Annotated in this window: 20 protein-coding genes; 5 read left to right on the forward strand and 15 right to left on the reverse strand. The window is 43.4% G+C overall.

Translation table 11 applies throughout. The features are described from left to right. The first annotated feature begins 14 nt into the window (after window positions 1–14). The 3 genes from JUB14_RS21345 (at window position 15) to JUB14_RS21350 (ending at window position 1,248) form a co-directional block, all read left to right on the forward strand. Complete coding sequence (locus JUB14_RS21345) at window positions 15–332, forward strand: redoxin domain-containing protein (protein WP_310586180.1); 318 nt, start codon at window positions 15–17, stop codon at window positions 330–332. A gap of 9 nt (window positions 333–341) precedes the next feature. Then, entirely contained in the window at window positions 342–482 is a 141-nt protein-coding gene (locus JUB14_RS28040) for a thioredoxin domain-containing protein (RefSeq protein WP_310586181.1), read from the forward strand. A 172-nt stretch (window positions 483–654) separates the two neighbouring features. Continuing rightward, the gene (locus JUB14_RS21350; RefSeq protein ID WP_207508863.1) at window positions 655–1,248 is read left to right on the forward strand and encodes a TetR/AcrR family transcriptional regulator; all 594 of its coding nucleotides are present in this window, start codon (window positions 655–657) and stop codon (window positions 1,246–1,248) included. A 36-nt stretch (window positions 1,249–1,284) separates the two neighbouring features. On the opposite strand, the gene epsC is transcribed toward JUB14_RS21350, so the two are convergent. Next, window positions 1,285–2,109 carry a serine O-acetyltransferase EpsC gene (gene epsC, locus JUB14_RS21355; protein WP_207508864.1) on the reverse strand — a complete coding sequence of 275 codons (825 nt, stop codon included), beginning with the start codon at window positions 2,107–2,109 and terminating at the stop codon, window positions 1,285–1,287. Between the two features lie 571 nt (window positions 2,110–2,680). Here epsC and JUB14_RS21360 point away from each other — a divergent pair. Then, window positions 2,681–3,439: an alpha/beta fold hydrolase gene (locus JUB14_RS21360; RefSeq protein ID WP_229368101.1), complete on the forward strand. Its 759-nt coding sequence runs from the start codon at window positions 2,681–2,683 to the stop codon at window positions 3,437–3,439. Between the two features lie 141 nt (window positions 3,440–3,580). Here JUB14_RS21360 and JUB14_RS21365 read toward each other — a convergent pair whose 3' ends face one another. The 8 genes from JUB14_RS21365 to JUB14_RS21400 all read right to left on the reverse strand — a co-directional run bounded on the left by JUB14_RS21365 (window position 3,581) and on the right by JUB14_RS21400 (window position 12,897). Continuing rightward, window positions 3,581–5,377 carry a glycosyltransferase family protein gene (locus JUB14_RS21365; RefSeq protein WP_229368102.1) on the reverse strand — a complete coding sequence of 599 codons (1,797 nt, stop codon included), beginning with the start codon at window positions 5,375–5,377 and terminating at the stop codon, window positions 3,581–3,583. Window positions 5,378–6,074: 697 nt separating this feature from the next. Beyond that, window positions 6,075–7,283: a glycosyltransferase family 4 protein gene (locus JUB14_RS21370; protein WP_207508867.1), complete on the reverse strand. Its 1,209-nt coding sequence runs from the start codon at window positions 7,281–7,283 to the stop codon at window positions 6,075–6,077. A 146-nt stretch (window positions 7,284–7,429) separates the two neighbouring features. After that, window positions 7,430–8,176 carry a glycosyltransferase family 2 protein gene (locus tag JUB14_RS21375; protein WP_207508868.1) on the reverse strand — a complete coding sequence of 249 codons (747 nt, stop codon included), beginning with the start codon at window positions 8,174–8,176 and terminating at the stop codon, window positions 7,430–7,432. Beyond that, entirely contained in the window at window positions 8,173–8,739 is a 567-nt protein-coding gene (locus JUB14_RS21380) for a WcaF family extracellular polysaccharide biosynthesis acetyltransferase (protein ID WP_207508869.1), read from the reverse strand. The genes JUB14_RS21375 and JUB14_RS21380 overlap by 4 nt, the downstream gene beginning before the upstream one ends. Further along, on the reverse strand, window positions 8,696–9,622 hold the full coding sequence (locus JUB14_RS21385) for a glycosyltransferase family 2 protein (protein WP_207508870.1): 927 nt from the start codon (window positions 9,620–9,622) through the stop codon (window positions 8,696–8,698). The genes JUB14_RS21380 and JUB14_RS21385 overlap by 44 nt, the downstream gene beginning before the upstream one ends. Before the next feature lie 36 nt (window positions 9,623–9,658). Then, a complete protein-coding gene (locus JUB14_RS21390; RefSeq protein ID WP_207508871.1) occupies window positions 9,659–10,810 on the reverse strand; it encodes a glycosyltransferase in 1,152 nt (383 codons plus the stop codon). Between the two features lie 6 nt (window positions 10,811–10,816). After that, on the reverse strand, window positions 10,817–11,974 hold the full coding sequence (locus JUB14_RS21395) for a glycosyltransferase family 4 protein (protein WP_207508872.1): 1,158 nt from the start codon (window positions 11,972–11,974) through the stop codon (window positions 10,817–10,819). Continuing rightward, window positions 11,974–12,897 (reverse strand): hypothetical protein, encoded by a 924-nt coding sequence (locus tag JUB14_RS21400; protein ID WP_229368105.1) that lies wholly within the window; start codon window positions 12,895–12,897, stop codon window positions 11,974–11,976. The genes JUB14_RS21395 and JUB14_RS21400 overlap by 1 nt, the downstream gene beginning before the upstream one ends. A 148-nt stretch (window positions 12,898–13,045) precedes the next feature. On the opposite strand from JUB14_RS21400, the gene JUB14_RS21405 reads away from it, so the two are divergent. Next, window positions 13,046–14,743, forward strand: a complete 1,698-nt coding sequence (locus JUB14_RS21405; protein ID WP_207508874.1) for a hypothetical protein — start codon at window positions 13,046–13,048, stop codon at window positions 14,741–14,743. Window positions 14,744–14,813: 70 nt separating this feature from the next. Here the strand turns inward: JUB14_RS21405 and JUB14_RS21410 are convergent, their stop codons facing one another. From JUB14_RS21410 to JUB14_RS21435, 6 genes are all read right to left on the reverse strand, one after another. Continuing rightward, a complete protein-coding gene (locus JUB14_RS21410; RefSeq protein ID WP_207508875.1) occupies window positions 14,814–16,115 on the reverse strand; it encodes a hypothetical protein in 1,302 nt (433 codons plus the stop codon). Window positions 16,116–16,156: 41 nt separating this feature from the next. Next, on the reverse strand, window positions 16,157–17,497 hold the full coding sequence (locus JUB14_RS21415; protein ID WP_207508876.1) for a hypothetical protein: 1,341 nt from the start codon (window positions 17,495–17,497) through the stop codon (window positions 16,157–16,159). A 317-nt stretch (window positions 17,498–17,814) separates the two neighbouring features. Further along, window positions 17,815–18,777, reverse strand: coding sequence for a hypothetical protein (locus JUB14_RS21420; protein WP_207508877.1), 963 nt, complete (start codon window positions 18,775–18,777; stop codon window positions 17,815–17,817). Window positions 18,778–18,804: 27 nt separating this feature from the next. Beyond that, the gene (locus JUB14_RS21425; protein ID WP_207508878.1) at window positions 18,805–19,536 is read right to left on the reverse strand and encodes a DUF5672 family protein; all 732 of its coding nucleotides are present in this window, start codon (window positions 19,534–19,536) and stop codon (window positions 18,805–18,807) included. Continuing rightward, window positions 19,536–20,522, reverse strand: a complete 987-nt coding sequence (locus JUB14_RS21430) for a glycosyltransferase (RefSeq protein ID WP_207508879.1) — start codon at window positions 20,520–20,522, stop codon at window positions 19,536–19,538. Before JUB14_RS21430 ends, JUB14_RS21425 begins: the two co-directional genes overlap by 1 nt. After that, window positions 20,519–21,739 carry a glycosyltransferase family 4 protein gene (locus JUB14_RS21435; protein ID WP_207508880.1) on the reverse strand — a complete coding sequence of 407 codons (1,221 nt, stop codon included), beginning with the start codon at window positions 21,737–21,739 and terminating at the stop codon, window positions 20,519–20,521. Before JUB14_RS21435 ends, JUB14_RS21430 begins: the two co-directional genes overlap by 4 nt. Window positions 21,740–21,776: the final 37 nt, after the last annotated feature.

The following is a 21,776-nucleotide window of genomic DNA, read 5'->3' on the forward strand; positions in this document are numbered from 1 at the left end:
AAAACATTTCTGTAATGGCGATCAAAAAGGGCGACAAGGCTCCCTCCTTCACACTTTACAACACAAATAAAAAAGAAGTAACACTGGAAGATTTCCGTGGCAGGAATCTGATCATTCATTTCTTTCCACTCGCTTTTACCGGTACCTGTACTACTCAGTTATGTACCATGCGGGATAATCTCTCAATCTATCAAAACCTGGATGCCGAAGTAGTAGGTATCTCGGTGGACTCACCCTTTGCACTGGCTCGCTACAAGGAAGATCAAAGCTATAACTTTGATTTACTTTCGGATTTCAATCGGGAGACAAGCCAGGCGTATGGGGCTTACTAAGATGAGTTCATGCTTGGGCTGAGAGGTATCTCCAAGCGGGCCGCTTTTGTAGTAGATAAAGAAGGAGTTATACAATATGTAGAAATTTTAGACGATGCCAGAGAGCTTCCAGACTTTGGTGCCCTCAAGGATACATTAGAGGCTATGTGATTGATACGTAGTGCTTTCTTGTAATTTTAGAGTCCTTTGCCACGCCTTATCAGTGTTAGGTGTGGCAAATCAGCTTAAAAATAAAGGTTAACAGCGTTTGGAAAGCCCATCAGATTTTTTATATTTGAAAGCAATTACTCTAATCCACCATCTAAAATACGAGAATTGCTGAATGGGAATCATCGAACGCCGCGAACGCCTCAAAAAACAGGTACGTTCTGACATTGTAAAAACGGCAAAAGAAATTGCCCGTGAAGATGGCTGGCAATCTGTCTCCATCCGTAAGATCGCCGATGTTATCGAGTACAGTCCCCCGATCCTTTATGAGTATTTTGAGAGTAAAGACAAGTTACTCGAAACGATACGTGCCGAAGGTTTTGCAGCGCTAAGAGATGAATTTGAACGGATCAAGCACGTGTATCGTCAGCCCGAAAAACAGTTGGCTGAAATAGCGCAAGCTATATGGAACTTCTCGGTAGAGCAGCCCGAAGTGTTTCAGGTAATGTTTAACCTAGAAGGAGCCTACTGCCAGTCCAAGCAGGTATACATACAGGAGATGAATATCGTCAAGAACCCTGTATGGGAGATGATTGCGACGCTTCGGCCCAAGTCTGGAGAAATGGTAACCAAGACATACTATGAGTGGTGGTGCCTTACTTATGGTTTTATAAGTATCACCATGACCACTCAGCCGCGCCATGCGATACCTCATGCCGAACCCATCTATATGGAAGGTGTAAGGCGATTTATTCGCAGCGTGATGTAACAAAAGGAAAGGGACGCATCAGCGTCCCTTTCCTTTTTATGCTATCTGTTGCTTTACCTCTACCTTGCTTTGGTGATAAACCTGCGAATAGGGCGGTACACTCTTAGTAAGCCAGGCATTACCACCAATCACCGAATCGCGGCCAACCACGGTATTACCTCCCAGAATGGTCGCATTGGCGTAGACTACTACATTATCCTCAATAGTTGGGTGTCGCTTGTGTGAGGCCAGGGACTTAGCCACGTACGTGGCCCCCAGCGTTACCCCCTGGTATATCTTCACATTATTTCCAATATGGGTAGTTTCTCCGATTACTACACCCGTTCCGTGGTCAATAAAGAATGATTTACCAATCGTGGCACCCGGATGTATATCAATCCCTGTTTGTCCGTGTGCAAACTCAGTCAGCATGCGGGGGAGCAAGGGTACTTCACAGGTCATAAGCAGGTGCGCTATGCGGTACGATGCTATGGCCATAAAGCCAGGATAAATAGCAATAACCTCTTCGATACCTACGGAGGCAGGATCATTGTCAGTAATAGCCTGAGCATCCAGCATCAGCAGATCATACGTATCAGGTAGCTGGGAAAAGAAGTCATACACGATATCTTCCCGACTACGCTCCAGCTGAGGATCCAATGGTTTAAGCAGGCAGTCCAGTTGCTTCTGTAATTCCTTATAAGCGCCTGGTAGTCCGGCCGGGTTATTAGATTCTTTACAATCCTGACATATGGGAAAAAGAAAATTAATAAGACGCTGTAAGAAATGTCCGCACTCGTGCCGTGACGGCAGACGGTAGCGATACTTGTGATTCTGGTCAGCTAAACGCTGAAAGAAAATCTCTTGCTGTTCAATAGTCATCTGGTGCTGCTGTAAAAAGAACTCAACCGATTCAGCTACTTTTTTTTGATAAACAAAGATAGTTGAGAAAAGATTGTTCAAAACTACGACTTTATCAGGTATACCCATAAATTTTAAGGCAGCTACTCTAGCCTCAGTGATAATCTAAGATAGCTGTTCGGGTAGTTGTACCAAATTTTACCCACTAGCCACAGTTCGAGGTTTGATTTAATGCCTATTGATATGTTGAGATTCTACAAGTTTTGACCGTTTACGAAATGAAACTCTGTACCTAGAACAAGCAATGAGTTGATTTAATGGCAATTGAGCTTTTATAGATATAGTGAGGTATGAATATTTTATATATGAAGACAAGTATTTGTAAGCCAACCGATTTATCTGTATATTAGAGTTAATTGCGAATAGTATGTGCTTATAAAACCTAAACCGTATGAAGTTTTTAAAGTCTCTTTCCTTATATATCCTATTACTCTTTACCCCTCTATTTTTAACATCCTGCTTCTCTAAATACCGGACTACCGCAAGGGAGGTAAGGAAGCATTATGCTAAGAAAGAAGTAAAGCCAAGAGTAATGTGTATCGAGAATGATACAATTTGCGTGCAGGTAGCGACAGTAGGAGCAGATACTCTTCCTATGTTGCTGCTTATACATGGAGCGCCCGGAGCGTGGTGGGGGTATATGAACTTACTGGATGATCCCGAACTCCAGAAGCGCTTTCATATCGTATCAGTAGACAGACTGGGCTATGGCAAATCAAGATGGAAAAAGAAGAGGCACGTTACATCTATTGAGATGCATGCCCGTAGCTTACTTCCTGTGCTAAAGCTTAATAAATCCAAAGAGAAAGTTGTTGTGCTGGGACGATCTTACGGAGCACCGATTGCAGCTCAGCTTACAGTACTAGCATCAGAAGAGGTAAAGCAGCTCATCATGGTTTCGCCGGTAATAGATCCGGATAAGGAACGTTTCTATTGGTTTTCCAAATGGGGCAGAAACCCTATCGTAAAACTCTTCCTTCCCCGTGAATTCAACGCAGCCACTGCCGAGAAATATTCACATTCTGCCGAACTACGACGAATGTTGCCTATATGGGAAAATCTCACAGTACCTACTACAGTAATCCAGGGAGGTAATGACTGGATCGCCGATCCGGCTAACATTGAATTCGCTAAAAAGCATATTCCGAGTGCTCAGGCTCAATATATATATTTGCCCAAAGCCGGTCATATGATTACCTTTTCTCACAAAGATATGATTAAGGAAATGGTGCTTAAGTCAAATATGTATGTCGACCGTACCATCACTGTTGATTTTGCTTCTGGCCGATAACATTTCCAGATAAAATTAATAACGAAAACGCCAGGTAGTATATACCTGGCGTTTTGACGTATAAAGGAGTACCTTTCTTACTTCCTGGTACCTACTGTTGTGATAGCTACCAAATAAATGATTTATGAGAGTACCATAGTATTAGAACAATTGACGAGCACAGCTTGGGCTTTTCAGCTTCACCAGGCTTAGTGTTTTTTCCTGATATACAGTATCAATGTTCTCCTCAGGAACAAAGCCTTTCAGCAGGGTAAGATCATCACATAGAATATAGTCGTAACAAAAGGGCTTCTGAGCGTTTTCCAGCGTGGCTAGTTCCCTCTTGTACCGGATATAATGCATTTTGCCCGGATTCTCAAATTTTTCGTTTAGTGCACTCCAGTAATGAAAAAATCCAAGCCCCTTTTCGTACAAGACCCCAATATTACTATTGTTGTCTATATGCTTAAGCAATGGCTCAAAGCTGTAATAGTTATCAAGATGACTTAGGAAAAGGGCCTTTACCCGGTCAGTCTTAAATACAGTAGAAGACTTAACATCATCATAGTAGCCTAGCTGGTCCAATATGTTGAAGATCTCGGCTCGTTTCTGATAACCGGGCAGTTCTTTTAAGGGATGACAATTCTCTACAGCCGGGAACGTATAATAGTCTTCCAGGTACTTTTTATAAACTTGTTCTTCTTTTTTGTCAGTGGCACAGATGGAGATAGGTATATGGGCTATAGCCTTACGGACCAGGTAGCTAACCGGAACAATGGGTTTGTTGGGATTACCGAAGACAAAACCAACAGAAAGAAGTAGGAGAGGGACAATCAGGTATACTGTTCTCCATCTGAGGGCTTGAGTATATAGGTAAGTAACAAGTATGGCACCTACTGCAAAAAAGGGCATTTGGGTACGCGAACTCCATAACTGAAACTTGAGCAGGGTACTAAACAGTACAAAGCCTGCTACCGCGCATAGGATAAGCCATTTAATCTTCCAGCGTCCCTTGAAAAACAGCAAACCGATAATAGACAGACCAATTAACCAGAAATGAATGGTATTCGGCATCATATCTTCATGTACTGAGTAGCGTACCGAAAACTGATCAATACTAATAGCTGGCTCATTGATATTGACGCCGATCGATTGGTGAAGGTTAGTTATTTTATCCTGGATCAACAGGTTAACTCCTGTACTGGGAATACCCATGTGCAGGCTGGCATTCTTTATAACATTGGATATGGTAAAACTAAAAGAATGTTGGTCAGCAGGAATCTTCTCTGAAAATAGCCTTGAATTAAGCGGAGGACTGAGAATATGTCCGAATAAATTATAGTTACGTAATAAAAAAGGAGTAAAAGTCAGGAGTAGTATGGCGAGAGAAAGGAGTAGGACCTTTAATGAGTATACAAAGCCATACTGGCTCAACAGACGTACTGCAAAATAAACAGTGAATGGAATAGCAAAGATGAACACCGTGTACTTGGTAAATCCTCCTAATGAAAGTGCAGTCAAGAATGCTACCAATGTTACCACAGATCTTTTTTCGAGCAAATCAAAGCCAAAGTACACAAAGCAGATAAAGAAATAGCAGGCAACAAGGTCTACCTGGGCACTAGTACTCTCAAAGATTCCAATTGGTAATGTAAGTAGGAAGGTAGCGGCAAGTATCTGACCGCTTGCATTTGCACCAAATCTTTTGGCCAGGAGGCTTATGGCAGCCAGAGAGCCTACATAAGAGCCGTATTGCACTAAACCTATATATCGATCCGACTCTGAAAGCAACATCGTATCCAGAGTCACGTACTCCGCAAATACATTGAGATAGAGCTGCTGGCTAAACTGAGTAGGGAAGTGGTTTAGGTTTTCATTGTCGATCCACAGTAATACCCTGGTGAGATGGTACCAATGAGCATCGTAGTTATTGGGAGGGGAGTAAACAGCTAAAAACAATAAGGGGAGTACAAAGAACAACAGCCCTGTATATACAATTACTTTATTGGTTTTACTGATACCGTTAAGTTTGAATACCTGCTTCAGAGAAGCTAGTTCAGCAAGCTGTATTTGTTTTTTCTGATTCAGGTACAGCAGCAGTCCAGCTAGTACGAGGTTTTCAGAAGACCAGAATAGAATAGCTGATTGAGAATTCAGGGCATTGAAAGCAGAAAAGAGTTCATTAAAAAGAACTACTACACCGCCATTCGTTATTAATGAAAGAATAAAATATCTTCTAATATTACTATATAAGCCACTGTGCTTTGATGTTAAAAAGAAGAGGAGAAAGATTAAAATGACTGATAATGGAAGTAAAAAGAAGCTCATACAAGAGGTTTTGTATAGGATACCATGGCGCTTTTCTGATTTCCTACCTGTTATCCATCGTTTTTAGTGTGTTATATTAAGAGACATGCTTCGCCCATTGAAAAGAGCCAAAGCATTTGCAATGATACAAATTTACCAAAAAACTGACTGGATATTGCGACTCTGAATGATTTGGTTGGGATTGTGGGAAGTAGAGCAGCTCTGATTAAAACCTATGAAGGTACAATAAAAGGAAAGGCTATGTAGTCTAGCTCCACTAAATCGTAATCAATAAATAACTAACCTGATCGTGCTAGATGTGAATAGCTCTTAAAGAAGGGGCTATGCTTTACAGGTCTTTCAATATCTTCTTTGTAATTGAGATGTCCTGATCCGTAAAAGACGCTGTTTGTATATATTTCTTTTTCTCCTGTCGTTCTGTTGCTCTCTTTTTAAGCATATAGGCTACACCCATGTAGATAAAGAAAAGTCCGATGTAGATGTACAGCGAGATTGTGTTGGAATAATCACCGTGAAATAGGAAAAAGAGGGTAGTATTGATGATGGTTACCATCCAGAGTGAAAAAGAAGCCTGGAAGTGGGTAAGACCATTATCAATCAGTATGTGGTGCATGTGGTTGCGATCAGCCACAAAGGGAGACCCCCCCTTGACAATACGTACGATAAAGACCCGTAGCGTATCAAAAATGGGTACAATAAGCATCACCATTACTACAATGGGCGCATTAAAGAAGGCGCTGGGATCATTGCGATAGCTGATATTGAGGCGCAGGAAAGCTATGGCAAAGAAAGACAGCATAAATCCTATTACCAATGAACCTGTATCACCCATAAAGATTTTGCTGGTCTTGGAGAAATTAAACCGTAAAAAGCCAAGTAGTGATCCTGACATTGAAAAAGCCAGACAGGCGAAGGTATAATGCTGGTTGAAGAGGAACCAGAAGCCTAGTCCCATACCGGCGATCAGACTTATACCACCAGCCAGACCATCTATGCCGTCAATGAGGTTGATGGAGTTGATAAGCGCTATGAAGATAAAAATAGTCAGCGGAACACTCGCCCAGTCAGGGATATAGTACCAGCCGAATATGCCATATAGATAGTCAACTTTAAAGTCGCCCATCACAACCAGCGTAAGAGATGCACAGATCTGTACAAGTAGCTTTTTGGTAGAATCCAGCGCCAGTATATCATCCTTGAGGCCAAGAAAGAACAGAATTGTGAGGCCAACCATGGAGAGGTTGGTCAGGTTTGAGTCCTTGATCTCGGCAGCATGAGGCCATAGAAAAAAGGCTATCAGGGTAGATGCATACAAGGCAATCCCTCCCAGGGTGGGGGTATCGGTGTGGTGTGAGCTTCGGAAACCCGGCTTAGCAGTAAGGTTGAGCAGTGCCGAAAGGTTGATGATAATGGGTATGGATACTATGGAAAGAAAGCAGGCAATCAGGAAAGAAAGTGCACATTGGTAAACCTCATGGTCTAAAAGGCTTACCGAAAATCCTCCAAATAATGTATCTGCTAAAATTAAATGCTTCATGGCCGAACGAATGTGGTGCTATTGAGCACTTGTATAGCGACTTTGTTCTATACAAGTGCAAATATCGGACTTTTTGTGTGTATAATTAGTATAAGCTGCCTCTAAGGATCTGAAAACTTAGTAAACGGTTGGATGCGTTTAATGATTTATTTATATACGTACTGCATGACTTTCCGGATTGGCTTGAGCCAAAGCGTAAAGAAATAAGGCTTAAGATCATTAACCACCCAGGCTTTCCGGTCACTTTTGTTCGCTTTGATACGATTTAGGATATTTTGGTTACTCACACCGCCGATTCTCATCTTTATCATAACCCGGGGGATGTAGCTAAGGTTTGCCTTCTGCTTATGAATCATCCGAAGCATCAACTCATAATCGGCTGCGCTGCCCATATCCAATCGGAAGTTACCATACTTCTGGTACCACTCTTTCCTTAAAAAGAACGTTGGATGAGGGGGCATCCATCCCCAGTTAAACAGATTCTTCCTATACATGCCGGATATCCATCTTCTCTTGATTTGGGTCAACGTCGGATCTACGTATACCAGATCTCCGTAGGCACCGTCAGTATTATCGTGGCTTACAGCAGCTACAACATCTGAAATAGCGCTATCATACGCATACAGATCATCTGCATTCAGAATACCAATCAGGTCGCCGGTGGCATAGCTGATGCCCTTATTCATGGCATCGTATATACCTTTGTCACGCTCCGAAACTACTCTTGCAATTTTTGAGCCATACGAGTGAATGATCTCGACTGTTTTGTCTGATGATCCGCCATCAATGAGAATGTATTCAATAGAGGGATAATCCTGTCGAAGTACCGATTCGATACTATCCCTGATTGTCTTCTCACCATTATATACGACTGTGATTATTGAAACCTTCACTTTTTAAATACTCTAGTTTTTATGAATTCAGCCGGATTACCACGATAAATGCTATACGCTTCCATATCTTTGGTAGCCACAGAGTTGACTGCCAGTACAGCGTGTGAATGCACTGTGACTCCCGGAGCTACTACAGATTTAGCGCCTATCCAGGCACCATCCTCCAGTACAATGGGCTTGGTGATCAGGTCAAAAGTAGTACTGGTGAAATCATGATTACCGGTGAGAAGCATAGCTCCTTGTGATATGCAGACATTTTTACCCAGTCGTACATCCGTCAGATTATCAATCCACACATTTTCACCAATCCAGACATAATCTTCTATGGTCAGAAACCAGGGATATTTAATATTGACCTTTGGCTTTATAGTAACTTGACTACCGATGCGGGCACCAAAAAGCTTTAAGATCATTATCTTAAGCTGGGTGGGAATAGGCAAATATGTATTTATGAATACACGGCCACATATAAACCACAGCAGCCGCTTAAAGCTGCCACCAGGCTGGTACCAGCTGTTATCATATTTTGACAGATCTGTTCGCGGCGCGAAGGTCTTTTCCATATTCTGTCATAAAGTGAGTAATAATATCTTCTTTGTTTTTGCCGGCCCGCTGGTATACCTCGTACACCTTGGCGTCGACCAGGAAGCGGTACCAGAACCCCTGCAGAAAGTGCCAGATGAGGCCTTTCTTCCCGTCAAGGAAGCCTAACTTTATAAAGTACCTGAACAAAAAGTACATTACCGGCCGGGTAAATAACGGCAGCGAGGCGTACCGTACCTTAAGGTATCGCTTACGCTGCTCCTGTGTTCCCCAGAAAGCCGGTGTAACGGTCTCCTTCTCATCAAAGTTATACTTAATGTTCAGTAAGTCAATCACCTCCCGTATTGCGTAATTATTATGCTTTTGTGTCCACCAGGTCAGATTATTCAGGTTATGGTCGACAATGTCATAATCTAGATTCATAGTTTCGCCCTGCGTAAGCTTGATGTGCTCATCCATCCACAACTCTTCACAGATACCCTGGCCATTCCGCCAGACCCTGAGTAGCCAGGTAGGGTAGTAGCCCCCGTTTTTGATCCACTTATCCATAAAAAATACCCTCCTTTTGACATACAATCCTGAGATATTGTCAGCGAGGCCGGTAAGTTTTTGGTTCAGTTCGCTGGCCAGTTCCGGGGTAAGGTACTCATCAGAATCCATGCGCATCAGCCACTTGGTCTTGAATGGGTTTTGATGAATACCATAGTTAAACTGAAAGGCGTAGGAAACCCACGGATTCTGCACTACAACGGCCCCTAGCTGGGTGGCCAGTTGCACGGTGTTGTCGGTTGAGTAGGAGTCGACTATGAATATTTTATCGGTAACAGGAAGCAGACTCCTTATACATCGCTCAATGTGCAGGGATTCATTGTGGGTAAGAATAATCACCGATAAATCAGCCATACTAAGTCCTTAATTCGGGTGTGATTGGCTACAAAGTTATTTAGCCTTACTAATTTTCACATACTCATCCAGTAATCGTTTTGCTACGACTTGGATATCAAAGTTCTCTTTGACCATATTGAAGGCCTTTTCAGCAATTTCGGCCCGGTAACTGCTGTTCTGCAAGGTTTTTTGCAGTCCCTGGGTTACACCTTCAACCGTCAGTGGTGTAATACAGGCTGAGTCGTACTGCCTGAGGTAGTCGCCAAACCCGATACGGTCTGAAACCAGGGTAGGTACTCCAGCCGTCATGGCTTCCAGTACAGCTATCGAAAAGCCCTCTGAATAGGAGGGCAGTGCAAACAGATCAGCGTCAGCTAGTGCAGCCTTCTTGACTTTATCCGTTAGCATACCTACCATACGGATGTAGGATTCCATTCCATTTTCGCGGATAAAAGCTTCTGTTTTATCTTGATAACCATCATCGGGCCCCGCCAGAATCAGGATAGTATCCGGGTGCTGGCGGTTGTACTCTGCAAATGCCGGGAGCAGCAGGTCTAACCCCTTCTTGATGTTGAGCCGCCCCATAAAGAGCAGGAGCTTTTTGTCAGCAGGTACTTTGAACTGGCTTCTAAAGGTACCCTTGGGAGGCAGGTTGGTATAATCCGCCATTTTCATACCATTGGGGACTATGACCATGTTGCGTGGACGGTAGCCCAGGTACTGGATTACATCTTCCTCTTCATCCGTATTGTTGATCTGAATAAGATCAGCTTTACCCAATAGGTTTTTCTGATAAAGAAGGGTTACCAACTGTTTTTTCCATTGGCTATGCCGGATGGCCCAGCGGTCCAGCAAGCCATGAATGGTAATTACTTTCGGAACATGGTTGTCGATCAAAAATGGAGCAAGACTACCAAAGTGCCATATCCCGTGTATTTGGATAACATCGTAAAGGTGTATGTTCTTTTTGAGATAAGCGTACAGTTCCAGTGAAAATTCACGATACACCTTACTTAAAAAAGGAGTGCGTTTACATTCAATAAGTCTGGCTCCTTCGGGTACGGGATAAGACTTCTCTCCTGGAGTCATTGGGCTCAGTATATCAACCTGATGGCCGTATTTGAGTACCTCTGTTGTATGATCGTAGATAATTCGGGCAGGACCACCAATAGCCCAGGTATAAGCGCAAATATTTAAAATTCGCATAAAGCCTTACTTTGTTTCAGATAAGCTACGGTACGTATTGACCATTTCCCGCGCTATTTTAGTAGATGAGAAGGGGGCAATAATAGCCCTTGATTGCTCACCCATAGGGTTAAGTCTATCGGGATTTATGATATAATATGACATGATCTCTTCCAATTCAGCCTGGTTAGTCGGGTCGAAAAGGTGTCCGTTTACCCCCTGCTTCACCAGGTCGTCTGCACAGCCACATTTCTGGGAGACGATTACGGGCATACCACAAACCATCGCCTCATTAACAACCAGTCCCCAGGGTTCGGACAAGCTGGGAAGTACCAACACATTACTCTGAGCCAGCCACTCGGGTACTTTGTGCCAGGGGAATCCACCGGTGAAAGTAACTCCAGAAATCCCGTTTTGGTTAATATATTCAGCTAAATTGTTCTTTTCAGGGCCGTCTCCAATGAACATCAGTCCCCAGTCAGCGGTACCTTCCACCCGTTTCTTTGCTTCCTTAAAGGCTTTTATCAATAGCAGGAGATTCTTCTCCGGAGCCAGTCGACCTACGTACACAAAGTGGTAACGGGGAAGGTTGGGCAGTAATGGGCGCAGCTCCGTCCCCCGCTGGTAAGCTTTCAGGATGACCTGTTCATCAATCACTGCGGCCTGTCTTACCGCTATTTTGGAATCAGGTACGCCCAGTGATTTAAGGTACTCTGCGGAAGAACTACCAAAGCAGAAATACGCATCGGCTGAGTTAACGATCATGGCTTTCAGCCGTTCTTTGAGGCCGGAGCGGGGCCTGTCCATACTGGATGACTCAGACGAAAGTACGATCTTCACCCCCTGGGTCTTTGCATACAGCATTAGCAGGATCTGGGCCCAGTCAAAATAGCCGGTAATATTAAGTACGGTGGGTTTATAGGCATGATAAGCTTTCAGTAGTCCTTTGAGACGGTCCTTGAATCCTACTGAGTCCAGACTGGTTTGATACAGTACTTCATACGGATACTCGTACCGGATACTCTCATCATCCTTCATAACGGCTCTGCTCGCTTCATGCAGAGCTATGTGAACTACCTTGAAGTCAGCCTTTGGGTGGTCATTCTTCAGGATGTTATAGATTTCGCTGAAAAGCTTTGATTTGTAATGAGCCCACAGCTGATTATGTATAATGAGTACACGCATCAGTGTGAAGGGCTTAGGTAGTTGAGGAACAGGGGGTACAGCTGATTCGCCAGGAATAGCTGGCCACTTGAATTATAGTGTACCAGGTCACCCCGGCGGTAGTATGCTTTGGAAGCTCCAGCCTCTAATTCTTTAATTAGGCGAATATCGTTTTGCTGAGCAAACTGAATGATTTCTTTGCCTTGATTATTATAGTCACCCTGCTCAATTTCTAAAGTTTCCGGATGCAGAAAAATAAAGAAGGGTATGTTATTCTGTTGTGCTATTTCTGCCAGTTCCATAAAGCCCGGATTAAATCCTTCACCGTTTTTTACGATTCCCGTAGTCGGACGGTCTTTATCGGGTAGCGGGGCAAAGTTGGCGCTCCCTTCTATGTATCTAAGCAGGTTATCTAAATTTACTTTGGTTTCCCACATATATTCAATCATCCACTCGTACCGTACCCAAAGTTCCTGCAGCGCCCAGTCAAATTGCTTATCCGGTAAGTTGGGGTCTATGCCTACGATGGGTTCATGTCCCATGATATCGTGCGCATCGTGGCTGCTGGCTACCAGGCACATCAGATCAGCATTAAATAGGCCATACTTTTTGAGGTAAGCGGCTACATTGTCAGGACCCCACGAACCGGCCGATATATTAAGGACCCGTACCCGCCCACCCAGAGCCTGGGTCAACCTTTTTTCCAGAAGAGTAGAGGCCAGACTATCCTGATCAGTTAGGCTTCCACCATTTACGACCGAGTCACCAACCAAAAGTACAACGGTAGTATCAGACGGATCAATGGGATCATTTCGCATGGAGTAGCTATTGGTTCGGATGGTATTGCCAAACCGTACTATCTCCTGATTAGGAGCGTAGACGTATTCATAATCAGGACTAGCGACGTATAGGGGAGCACTTAAGAAGCCATACTTGTAGCGCAAAACTACTTCTGCCGCCACCAGAGCGAGAATTAAAAAAATAATAATTCCTAAAACAATTTTCCGTACCAAGCTTTTCTAATTTTGTGCCGCAGACACCGCAAATTTATAATTACTTTTCGTTTAAGTAGCCGGGCCTAATAAATTCCCTATGTTAAATACAAAAAATACCCAATTACCGACTTATCTTCTTCTTCTAGCTATTTGGATCTATACCTTTTATGTCAGCGTCGTCACCCCTCCCTTTTTCTCCTATTATACCGTTGATGAGAATTCGGTAGCTGACTCGGGTGTGTTTATGTGGTACGGAATAACACCACGCTGTCTTGACTGGCCCGCCACACCTACTGCTTTAATATTTTTTTTAATTTATGGCATAGATGTATTTGTTACTCTCCTTAGTAGTATAGGTTCATACGATAGTCTGATCGGAGTTTTTGAAAAATTTGATTTTACAGCTTACCAGTACCTGATTGATCGTGAACCATATCTACTTGTAGCCCGTACTGTCCAGTTAGTTATTATAGGTCTTTTTCTTTTTTTGACAGTCCGCTTCATTTATCGTCAGGAACATCCACTCCTCACTCCGGCTGTTAAGATTCTTCTTTCCGTTCTGATTGTGACATCGGATATGGTGTGGTTCAGTGCACCCGTTTTACGACCAGAAGGTATTTCGGGCTGTATTTTCCTGTACATTCTGGTGCGCCTTGTATTTACCACTAACCTGTCTGCTCATAAAGCCTATATGCTTTCGGCATTATTTGCTGTTGTTATAGCTGAGCGTCTGCTCTTTTTGTTCGTCTCACCTATCTTCTTTCTAAGTATATTCTTCCTGCTGGCAGAGCATGAGCGCTGGCGAGTTGCTCTGCGGTCTGTAGCCTTTACCTTCATGGTGTTTGTGGCGCTCTGTCCTTTTCTGCTGACCGATCCTCTGGTTGTAGCCAAGTCATTTGTAGGAGGTATCATTGCCAAAATGAACGATAAACCAATGGAAACCCTATTTAACCAGGATTACATTGGTAGCTATTTTGATCAACCAACCAGTTACCTGATTATTATTCTTGCAGTACTGGGTACCTATGTGCTGCTTAGAGAACGAAAAATACAGTACTGGGTACTTGTGCTTAACTGGGTGTTTTTTCTTTTCCTGGTGCTGCGTTCGGCCAAGATTTACGACACCCATGTACTGCCGGCTGGAGTAATTACTTTGATTATGTCTGGTCTAGGAGTTGGTTATGTGTACCATCAAATACGTAAGGCAGGATGGGTAATAAGCTTGGTACTCGTTCTTGTCATCGCCGTGGCCAGCCAGTGGCGGTACTATGAATTTCAGGGGGTGCGTCATGAGCGTATGAATGCGTTTTCAGCCTTTGACTGGGCACAAACGTTACCTGCTGACGTGAAAATACTGGCACCAATTGATCTGGATTTCTACCTGCAGAAATCAGAAGTTGCCCTGCTACGGAATCAGGAGCAGCGGAGAGACACTACCCTGATGATCCGTAAGCTAAACTACCTCTTGGGTAATAAGAGTGGAAATGAAGTGGATGATACAGGGCTATCGGTAGTGGCAAAGTCATTTGCCTTTGAAGATGAAGGCCTCTATGATATACAGTACCAGATACTGCTCCGGTACAGTGATCGCAAAGAAGTGCCGAAATATGACTATGATGTGTACATGGATAATGTGCTACTGACTAGTCACAGTGTAGAGTGGGAGAAGGCACTGCAGGACTTCAAAGATGGAAAATACAAATACTTGATTACGGAGAGATCAGTTGATGGGTATAACCCTATCAAAGTATTTGACAAAGAGGAAGGTTTAGAAATCAGAGTCTATAAAAATTAGCAGAAATAGGGTATATTTCCAGGCGGTGTAAAATAACTATTACTGGCTGATTGATTTTAAAAAAAGGGGGTTAAGCGATAACCCCCTTTTTTAGTATCCAGAGCTGAAAGGCTTTCCGGATGACGATGTAGTAGAAAACTATACAGTACCCGAGTACAAAAAGGCTACTGAAAAAAGCGTATTCAATGGTATCATCAATGAAATGCTTGTAGGCTACCGGAATCAGCATGAGAATACCGGCTATTCCGTAGTACCATCCCAAAATCATACCCTCTTTCTTCCACCGCATGGCCATGTATACAATGACAGGCTGCATAGCCATATTATTACGATCCAGAGAACCCGTCAACAGGGCAACACACAGAAACAGAAGTAGTATAGACAGGAGGAAAATATCGGCAGGTAACAGATTCTTTAAGAATGCGATCAGGAGCACCAACGTAATCAGGCACAGAATCGTGGTCCGGATGGTTTGCCAGCTTTCCGGAAACGTTCGGTAGAAGATTATCCAGAGCGATGAATGATTGGGCGCATTATCTATATCATAAAGAATCCTTTGATTGATGATTCTGGAAAAGTCACTGGCAAACGGTAGATATATGACCAGAAACAGAGCTACAGTCACGACGGTGAACAGTACTGTCTTCTTAAGACTGGAAGTTGGAGTAAATAACTCCTTTACTAACGTCTGCCACTCCCGAACCTTTAAAAAGTTGTCTTTACCCAGTACATAGTAAGCCAGACAAATGGGAGCTATCAGAGCTCCTATAGCCTTGAATCCGATCGAGAACGAAAGGAAAATACAGGCCCAAAAGAACTTCCGGTGAATCGAAAACCACAGAGACAGCAGGATCAGCAGGACCTGAAAACCTTTGTCTTCGGGAATAAAGGTACCATTAAGTAAAAGCGCAGGCGAAAGGCTGCTAACCAACAGTACAAAAGCTATGGAAAAAATATTGATGGGCAGGCTGATCAGCTGAAAAAAGAACAGGGTAGTGATATAACCGATGCACGAGTCAAGAAAGGCATAGGCATATCGGTAGTAATACACATTCCCTTCAAAAAAGAAGTCCAGAAAACCGTTAAATAGCAAGTTGAAGGGGAGGTTATTAGCACTGTGATAATTCCAGTTGTCTTGGTTAGAACACAGCCAGTAATTATCACCAAATTCATCCAGACGCAATTTTTCTCTTAACTCTACATTATCTTCAAAATCATACGGATTGATTCCATGACTGATCATCTGACCACCATTTACCAGGCAGGAGATATCCGCAAAGCTATTGGAACTCGGGGTAAAATTAATGATTATAACACGAGCGATAAAGCTTACCAGAAAAACAAGTAAAGCAATCTGAGAAACTCGTTTCATGTACTAAAAAGGGAAAGTGCTGGTTGTAAGTAATAACTGGATCAGGCTGTTGCAGTTGCCAGAGTGCGTTGTTTGGGAGCTGCGTCCAAGTACTTAATACCCAGGAATCGTACCATTAGTATGAATGAAAACCAGTAAGTAATGTCATAAGGGCGACCTCCGGTTACCATTTGAGGGATGGTATAGATATATAAGTAAGCTACAAACAAGGCGATAATGTTAGTTTTTCTTAGTACCTCTTTATGAGTATATACTAATAAGAAGAACAAAAAGCCGTCAAAGAACAAGAAGCCCAGGAGTCCATGGTTAATAAGCGCTTCCAGAACGGGTACATCTAGAAAAGTAGCTTTATAGCCAAGACCGAAGAGCATGATCTGCGGATTGTCAATAGATTCAAAGAAAAGCTCAAAGCTAGAAACCCTACCCATCGAAGAGGCATCAATGGTAGCCTCTGCGTCAATCTGTACGCCGGTTATTGTATAGTATACATTGTAAAAGCGGGCGAACAACACGTCGCTATAATTCAGGATAATGGCATATATATCGTAGTACCTGCTAAGAAAGTAGTTGGCAACCAGGAATATAAAGATGGCAATAAGTACAGTCTTTAAGGAGAAGAAATTATAAATGGCACTACCAATCTTTCTCATTGAGAAGTTAGCATAGATGTAAAACATCAGCATAAGGATGAGTGCCAGAAAAGTAGATTTCGTCTGGGTAAGGATAATAATAACAACGCTAAAAATGATACAGAAGTAAAAGAACGTTTTTAGTAGCAGGCTCCTGCTTTGCCAGATCAATACACCCGAAGAAATAATACAAACGATCGCATTCCGGGCGGCAGCGTGTGGATTACCTCCTGACTGGGCGTTTTCGTTAGCAAATGTTATGGCTGCTCGCATACCCAAGGTCCAGTTAGGGTCGACCAGAAGTGAGTAAATAAGCGAAAAGTTAGAAAGCAGGGAAAGTATAAAGATAACAGGTATAAGTGTGTCTTTAACCGTATTGGGAACCTGTATGATTAGGATCAGGTACGCAAAAATAAAGAAGTAGTTTCCAAACTCTGTTACTGTACCGGCTCCTGTCGAACCCGGTAGCATATAGTAAAAAAAGGCTAGCAGAAGGAACAGAACACTCAGGTTGAACAAGATGGCATTGGGCTTGTAAATTCGCATGAACAGCTGAGCAGGGAGCATCAGCACGAGCCCTAACATCCAGAAAGCCGCTGTAAATACGCTTGATGCCGGACCGATGCCTAAGGTGTCACGGACAAAGAAAATGATAGGGAAGCCATTGAATAGCATGTAGATACCTACGGAGTACCTGAGGTTATTAAAGTTTTTGAGTGGATTAAAAACTGATATAAATTGTGAAACATCCATGTTTTATCTTTTCAACCTATGATTCCTTTGTAAAAAAGTAACAATGCTGTAAGTGGTAGTCTGCTTTTGATCCAATTACAAAGATACCTATTTTAAGCTATAGTGTAGTAGCGTTACTTGCATTTATACCTCATGATAATTAGCTGCATTCAGCTGGCTATCAGTAACTAGGTGAATATAGCACCTAACTAGTAGTTGTACAGATACCTGCCCCAAACCATTACACAAACGTCCTGATTTAGTATTAGTATATACGAGTACCCAATTTTGCTCCAATGGTACGGGCGGGCTGATCTGAGGTAGTTCTAGAGTCTTACTTATTGATTTATTTCAAACTCATCTATTTGAGTAAGTACCTTTTTTAAGTTCGAGACCAGACCCTTTCTCAATTGTCGGCTTCCTTTTATATCTGGTGTTTGTCCAAAGGCAGGAGTGTTATTGACCTGGTACTTTTTATACTGTTCCAGACCTTGTTTGTACTCTCTGTACAGTTGCTCAAAGGTCCTGTTATGTTTTAAGAGCTGCTGATGATCAGACCAGACCGGATGATAGCTGGTAAGACCGGCAAAATCAGCTGTAATAAGAGGTTTATTATTTACCTGGTACTGTCCATTGACTATATTGAGTTCTCTCTGTGCAATAGAATGTAGCCCCAGATGCCATCCCGGCAGATTGATCCGGGCAGTGTTCCGGATCCAAACAGGAGCAAAATTAAGCCACAACTGATCCATACACATCCCCTGACATAGGTCAAAGTGGGCTCGGTCATAGGTCCGCTGTTTCCACCAGTCTAGTAGCTTTTCGGCTTCGGTACCATGTTGTAGTATCCACGCTCCGGCATGGTACATGCCAATATTAAGTATCCTTTTGTCGTCCAGCTCGATAGTAAGCGGCAGCGGCTGTGTGATGTGAGGTGTCAGCTGTAAGTCCGCTTCGGGCAAATCAGTAAAGGGAATTGCCTGATACAGTACAGTAGTAGGTGACAGGAACACGAGCCTGCTGCACTCAGGATTAGTCTGCAGGATGTAGTGGGCAAACCAGGGGCGACAGGCTGCTACCAGTTCAAAGTCATAGTAGCGCTCGTACATAGTAGCCCAGCCGGGGATGGAAATAAGTTTTACCGACAAACGCAGCATCTCTTCGGGTAAGGATGGAACCGGAGCTTCATCTACCCAACCTATGATCATTTGCGCGTCAGGATGGTATTTTTTTACTGAACTTCCCAGAGCTATGGCGTTAGGCAGTTCGGTACGATTGCATACTGTAAAAAAGATATTCATGTATACTGATAATGGCGACTGGGCTAACTAATCAATTCCCTGATAGGTATCTTTCTCGGTCAACCCCGTTAGAGCGAACGGCTTTACGGCCTCAAATGTTTTGGAATTTGCGTATAAGGCAAAGCGATCACGTACTATGGGGGTAGGTATCTGAAGAGAAGGCCATCCTTTATTCATTTCGGTTTCCCAGAATAATGAATCATTTTTTAGGGATTCCGACTTGTTTCTGTATTGATAAGCCTCCCTCTTATACTTATTCAATGCTTTGCGAAGCTTTTCTACCCTTCTGAGTGATATTCCACTTCCTTCCAGTTCCGTTACGGACCCGGCCGATAGAACTTTTGCCCGGCTTATGCTCGTTATTGAATGCCACAAAGACGGACTTCGGTCCAGGTCGGTGGGAGCGGCCTGAATAAGGTCATATCCCTGATGGCACCAGTAGCGGAGCTCGTTTCGATATACGTAACTATTACACTCAAATAACAGGATGAACTCACTCCAGTCAAAGCGTTCATAAAAGTCTTCGGTCAGGAGTAGTCTGGACAAGGCAGAACGGCTCTCGAAGTACTTGCTGTCAAAGGTATATTGAGTACAGTCGGGGTATTTTTCTTTCAGTCCGGAAAGATCAAGGTTATCTTCACTAATAAATAGTATCGGAAAACCTACCAGTGTAGCTGTACACTGTTCCAGCATTTTCTCCTCAAAGGGCGTTAATCTGCTGTTGTATACAGGTACTACCACTGTAACTAACTCTTTCATCAGATGGTGTCAATTTTTTCGATCAGGTACTCTACCCGTTTTTTTAGAAACTTTCTGACCCGTTGGTACCGCAGTACTTTAGGAGGCTTAATGTAGCAGCAGGGAAACCTCCGGTAGTACTCATTTCCGTTACGGATCAGGCTGTTACGATAAATGTCGAAAAGAGGTTGCATATCCTGTCTTTCCGAGAGCTCAAATCTATCCTGGTACTTTGAAAGTATAGCTGGTTTAGCGGGATCATACCCACTATAATGAAAAAAAACTACCGGATGGTCCTCATTAACATAGTGGATGCCATTCTGGTCTACGCTGAACTGCCGTTCGTGCAGGTTCCAGTAGGCGGCATTGTAGCCGGGATCGCGCTCAATGTAGGTATTATCAATGAACAGAGGCAGAAAATTCATCCAGTTCTGATCCACAAATAGACCATCACAGAGCGCGATCAGACATTCATATCGCAGTTTTTCTTCCCACCATTTGATGTACTTCTCAGTCTGGGCCGTTTTTTTGAATGCTACAAAACCCAGATTAAAAACACCCGTATTCAGGTGATGTAGCTCATTGGGAGTTTTCTGGTCTTCAATGGGCGTACACACATGGGGAGTAACTACTGCTTCGTGCGTATCAAGCGTCTGCAGCAGATGGGTGAGTGGCTGATATACGATGATGTCAGGATCAAAGTATATGACTTTATCCGCTTCGGGGTATTTTTCAAAGAAATAGGTAAAGTAAAAGGGCTTAACGGCTGTATTCAACTCCGTGATGTTGTACCTGTCACACATCTCCTGAAAGCCTTCTATGCCGATAGCGTGTATCTCTACTAGAGGAAAGGCCGGACGATAGGATTCATCAAAGCTAACACCTTCCAGACGGTCTACTAATCCAACAAAGTACTTGATATCAGGATTGGTGGCCGCCAGCGATTCTCCTAAAGTACGAGCCTGGGCCAGGTAATTAATAGAGCAAATAGTAAAAGCAATGGTCATCGATCATGTGTTTCGGACAGCGGCAAAGTTAGGTACCTTTGAAGGATTGTGAGTACTTTCTTTATGCTGGTTCGTGTGTCATGTCTCTTCAGGACTTTTTCACGGGCTATTCTTCCCATAGTCTGACGCTGGGCCGGATCAACAATAAGCTGAATAACAGCCTCAGAGGCAGCCGAAATATCCATATAAGGTACTACAAATCCGGCGTCATGCTCTACGAGTTCAGGAGCGCCTCCGGCCTTTTCAAAGCACACAATGGGTGTTTCATTGAGGGCTGCCTCCAGTACTACCAGTGGGTAGGGATCTTCACGTGAGGTAAGCAGCAGTACGTCAAACCGGCTGATCAGATCCAGGGCATTGGGCGTAGGAGGGATAAGTATAATCTTATCTTCAAGCTCCATGCGCTGTATATCACTGATGAGCAGGTCATAAATAGAATGTTCAGGACCGGCACCCACCCATACAAAGTATACCGGTAGGGGTGATGTTTTCTGCAGTACTATCCGGGCTATCCAGTTAAAAATATCATTTCCTTTGCGAAGTTCGGCATTACCACAGCCACCAATCACGATGGCATCCTGAGGTATGTTGTACTGCGCTTCGAGCAGATGATGATCCGCTACTTTAAGGCACTTGTCAATCTGAGCGTGATCAATAAGGGTAAAAGTACTTACTTCTTCTTCCGGAAACCCAAATTCCCTCGTGTAGTAGCTGGCTACCGCATTGGATACCGCTATCAGGTGATTGGTCTTACTGATCAGGAATGAGAGATCAGGCTTCTCGGTATAGATCTCAGCCGACATCTGTAACTCATGCGCAAAAAGGACTACCGGAAGGTGGTGTAAACAAGTCAGTTGCTTATGGTAGATTTCAGCATTGGCAATGGAGTTTACAAACACCAGACCAATATCCAGTCCTTTGAGCTCTGCCTCAAATTGCTCCTGCTTTTTGCGCTGTTTCTGCTGCTTGATGCTCCTGTAAGCTCCAGCCTTGGAAAGTACATTGTCAAGGCGCGGATTCAGAAGTAAGTCGTCACTGCCGGGTATGACTGTGATAGGTACTACCTCTCTGAATTCAGATTCGATGTTCCCCCCGTCGCATAGCAGCAGGTGCATAGGTACTCCTTTTTTCTTGAGTAGCCTAAGCAACTGAAGCAGCAGCAATTGGCTGCCGGCTCGGTTGGCATCGTGACTTATAAATAGTACTTTCTTAGACATTTCTCCACTTCTTACAGGGCGCTCACTTAACAACACA

It is taken from the genome of Telluribacter humicola (genome assembly GCF_017355935.1).
In the GTDB taxonomy this organism is placed as follows: domain Bacteria; phylum Bacteroidota; class Bacteroidia; order Cytophagales; family Spirosomataceae; genus Telluribacter; species Telluribacter humicola.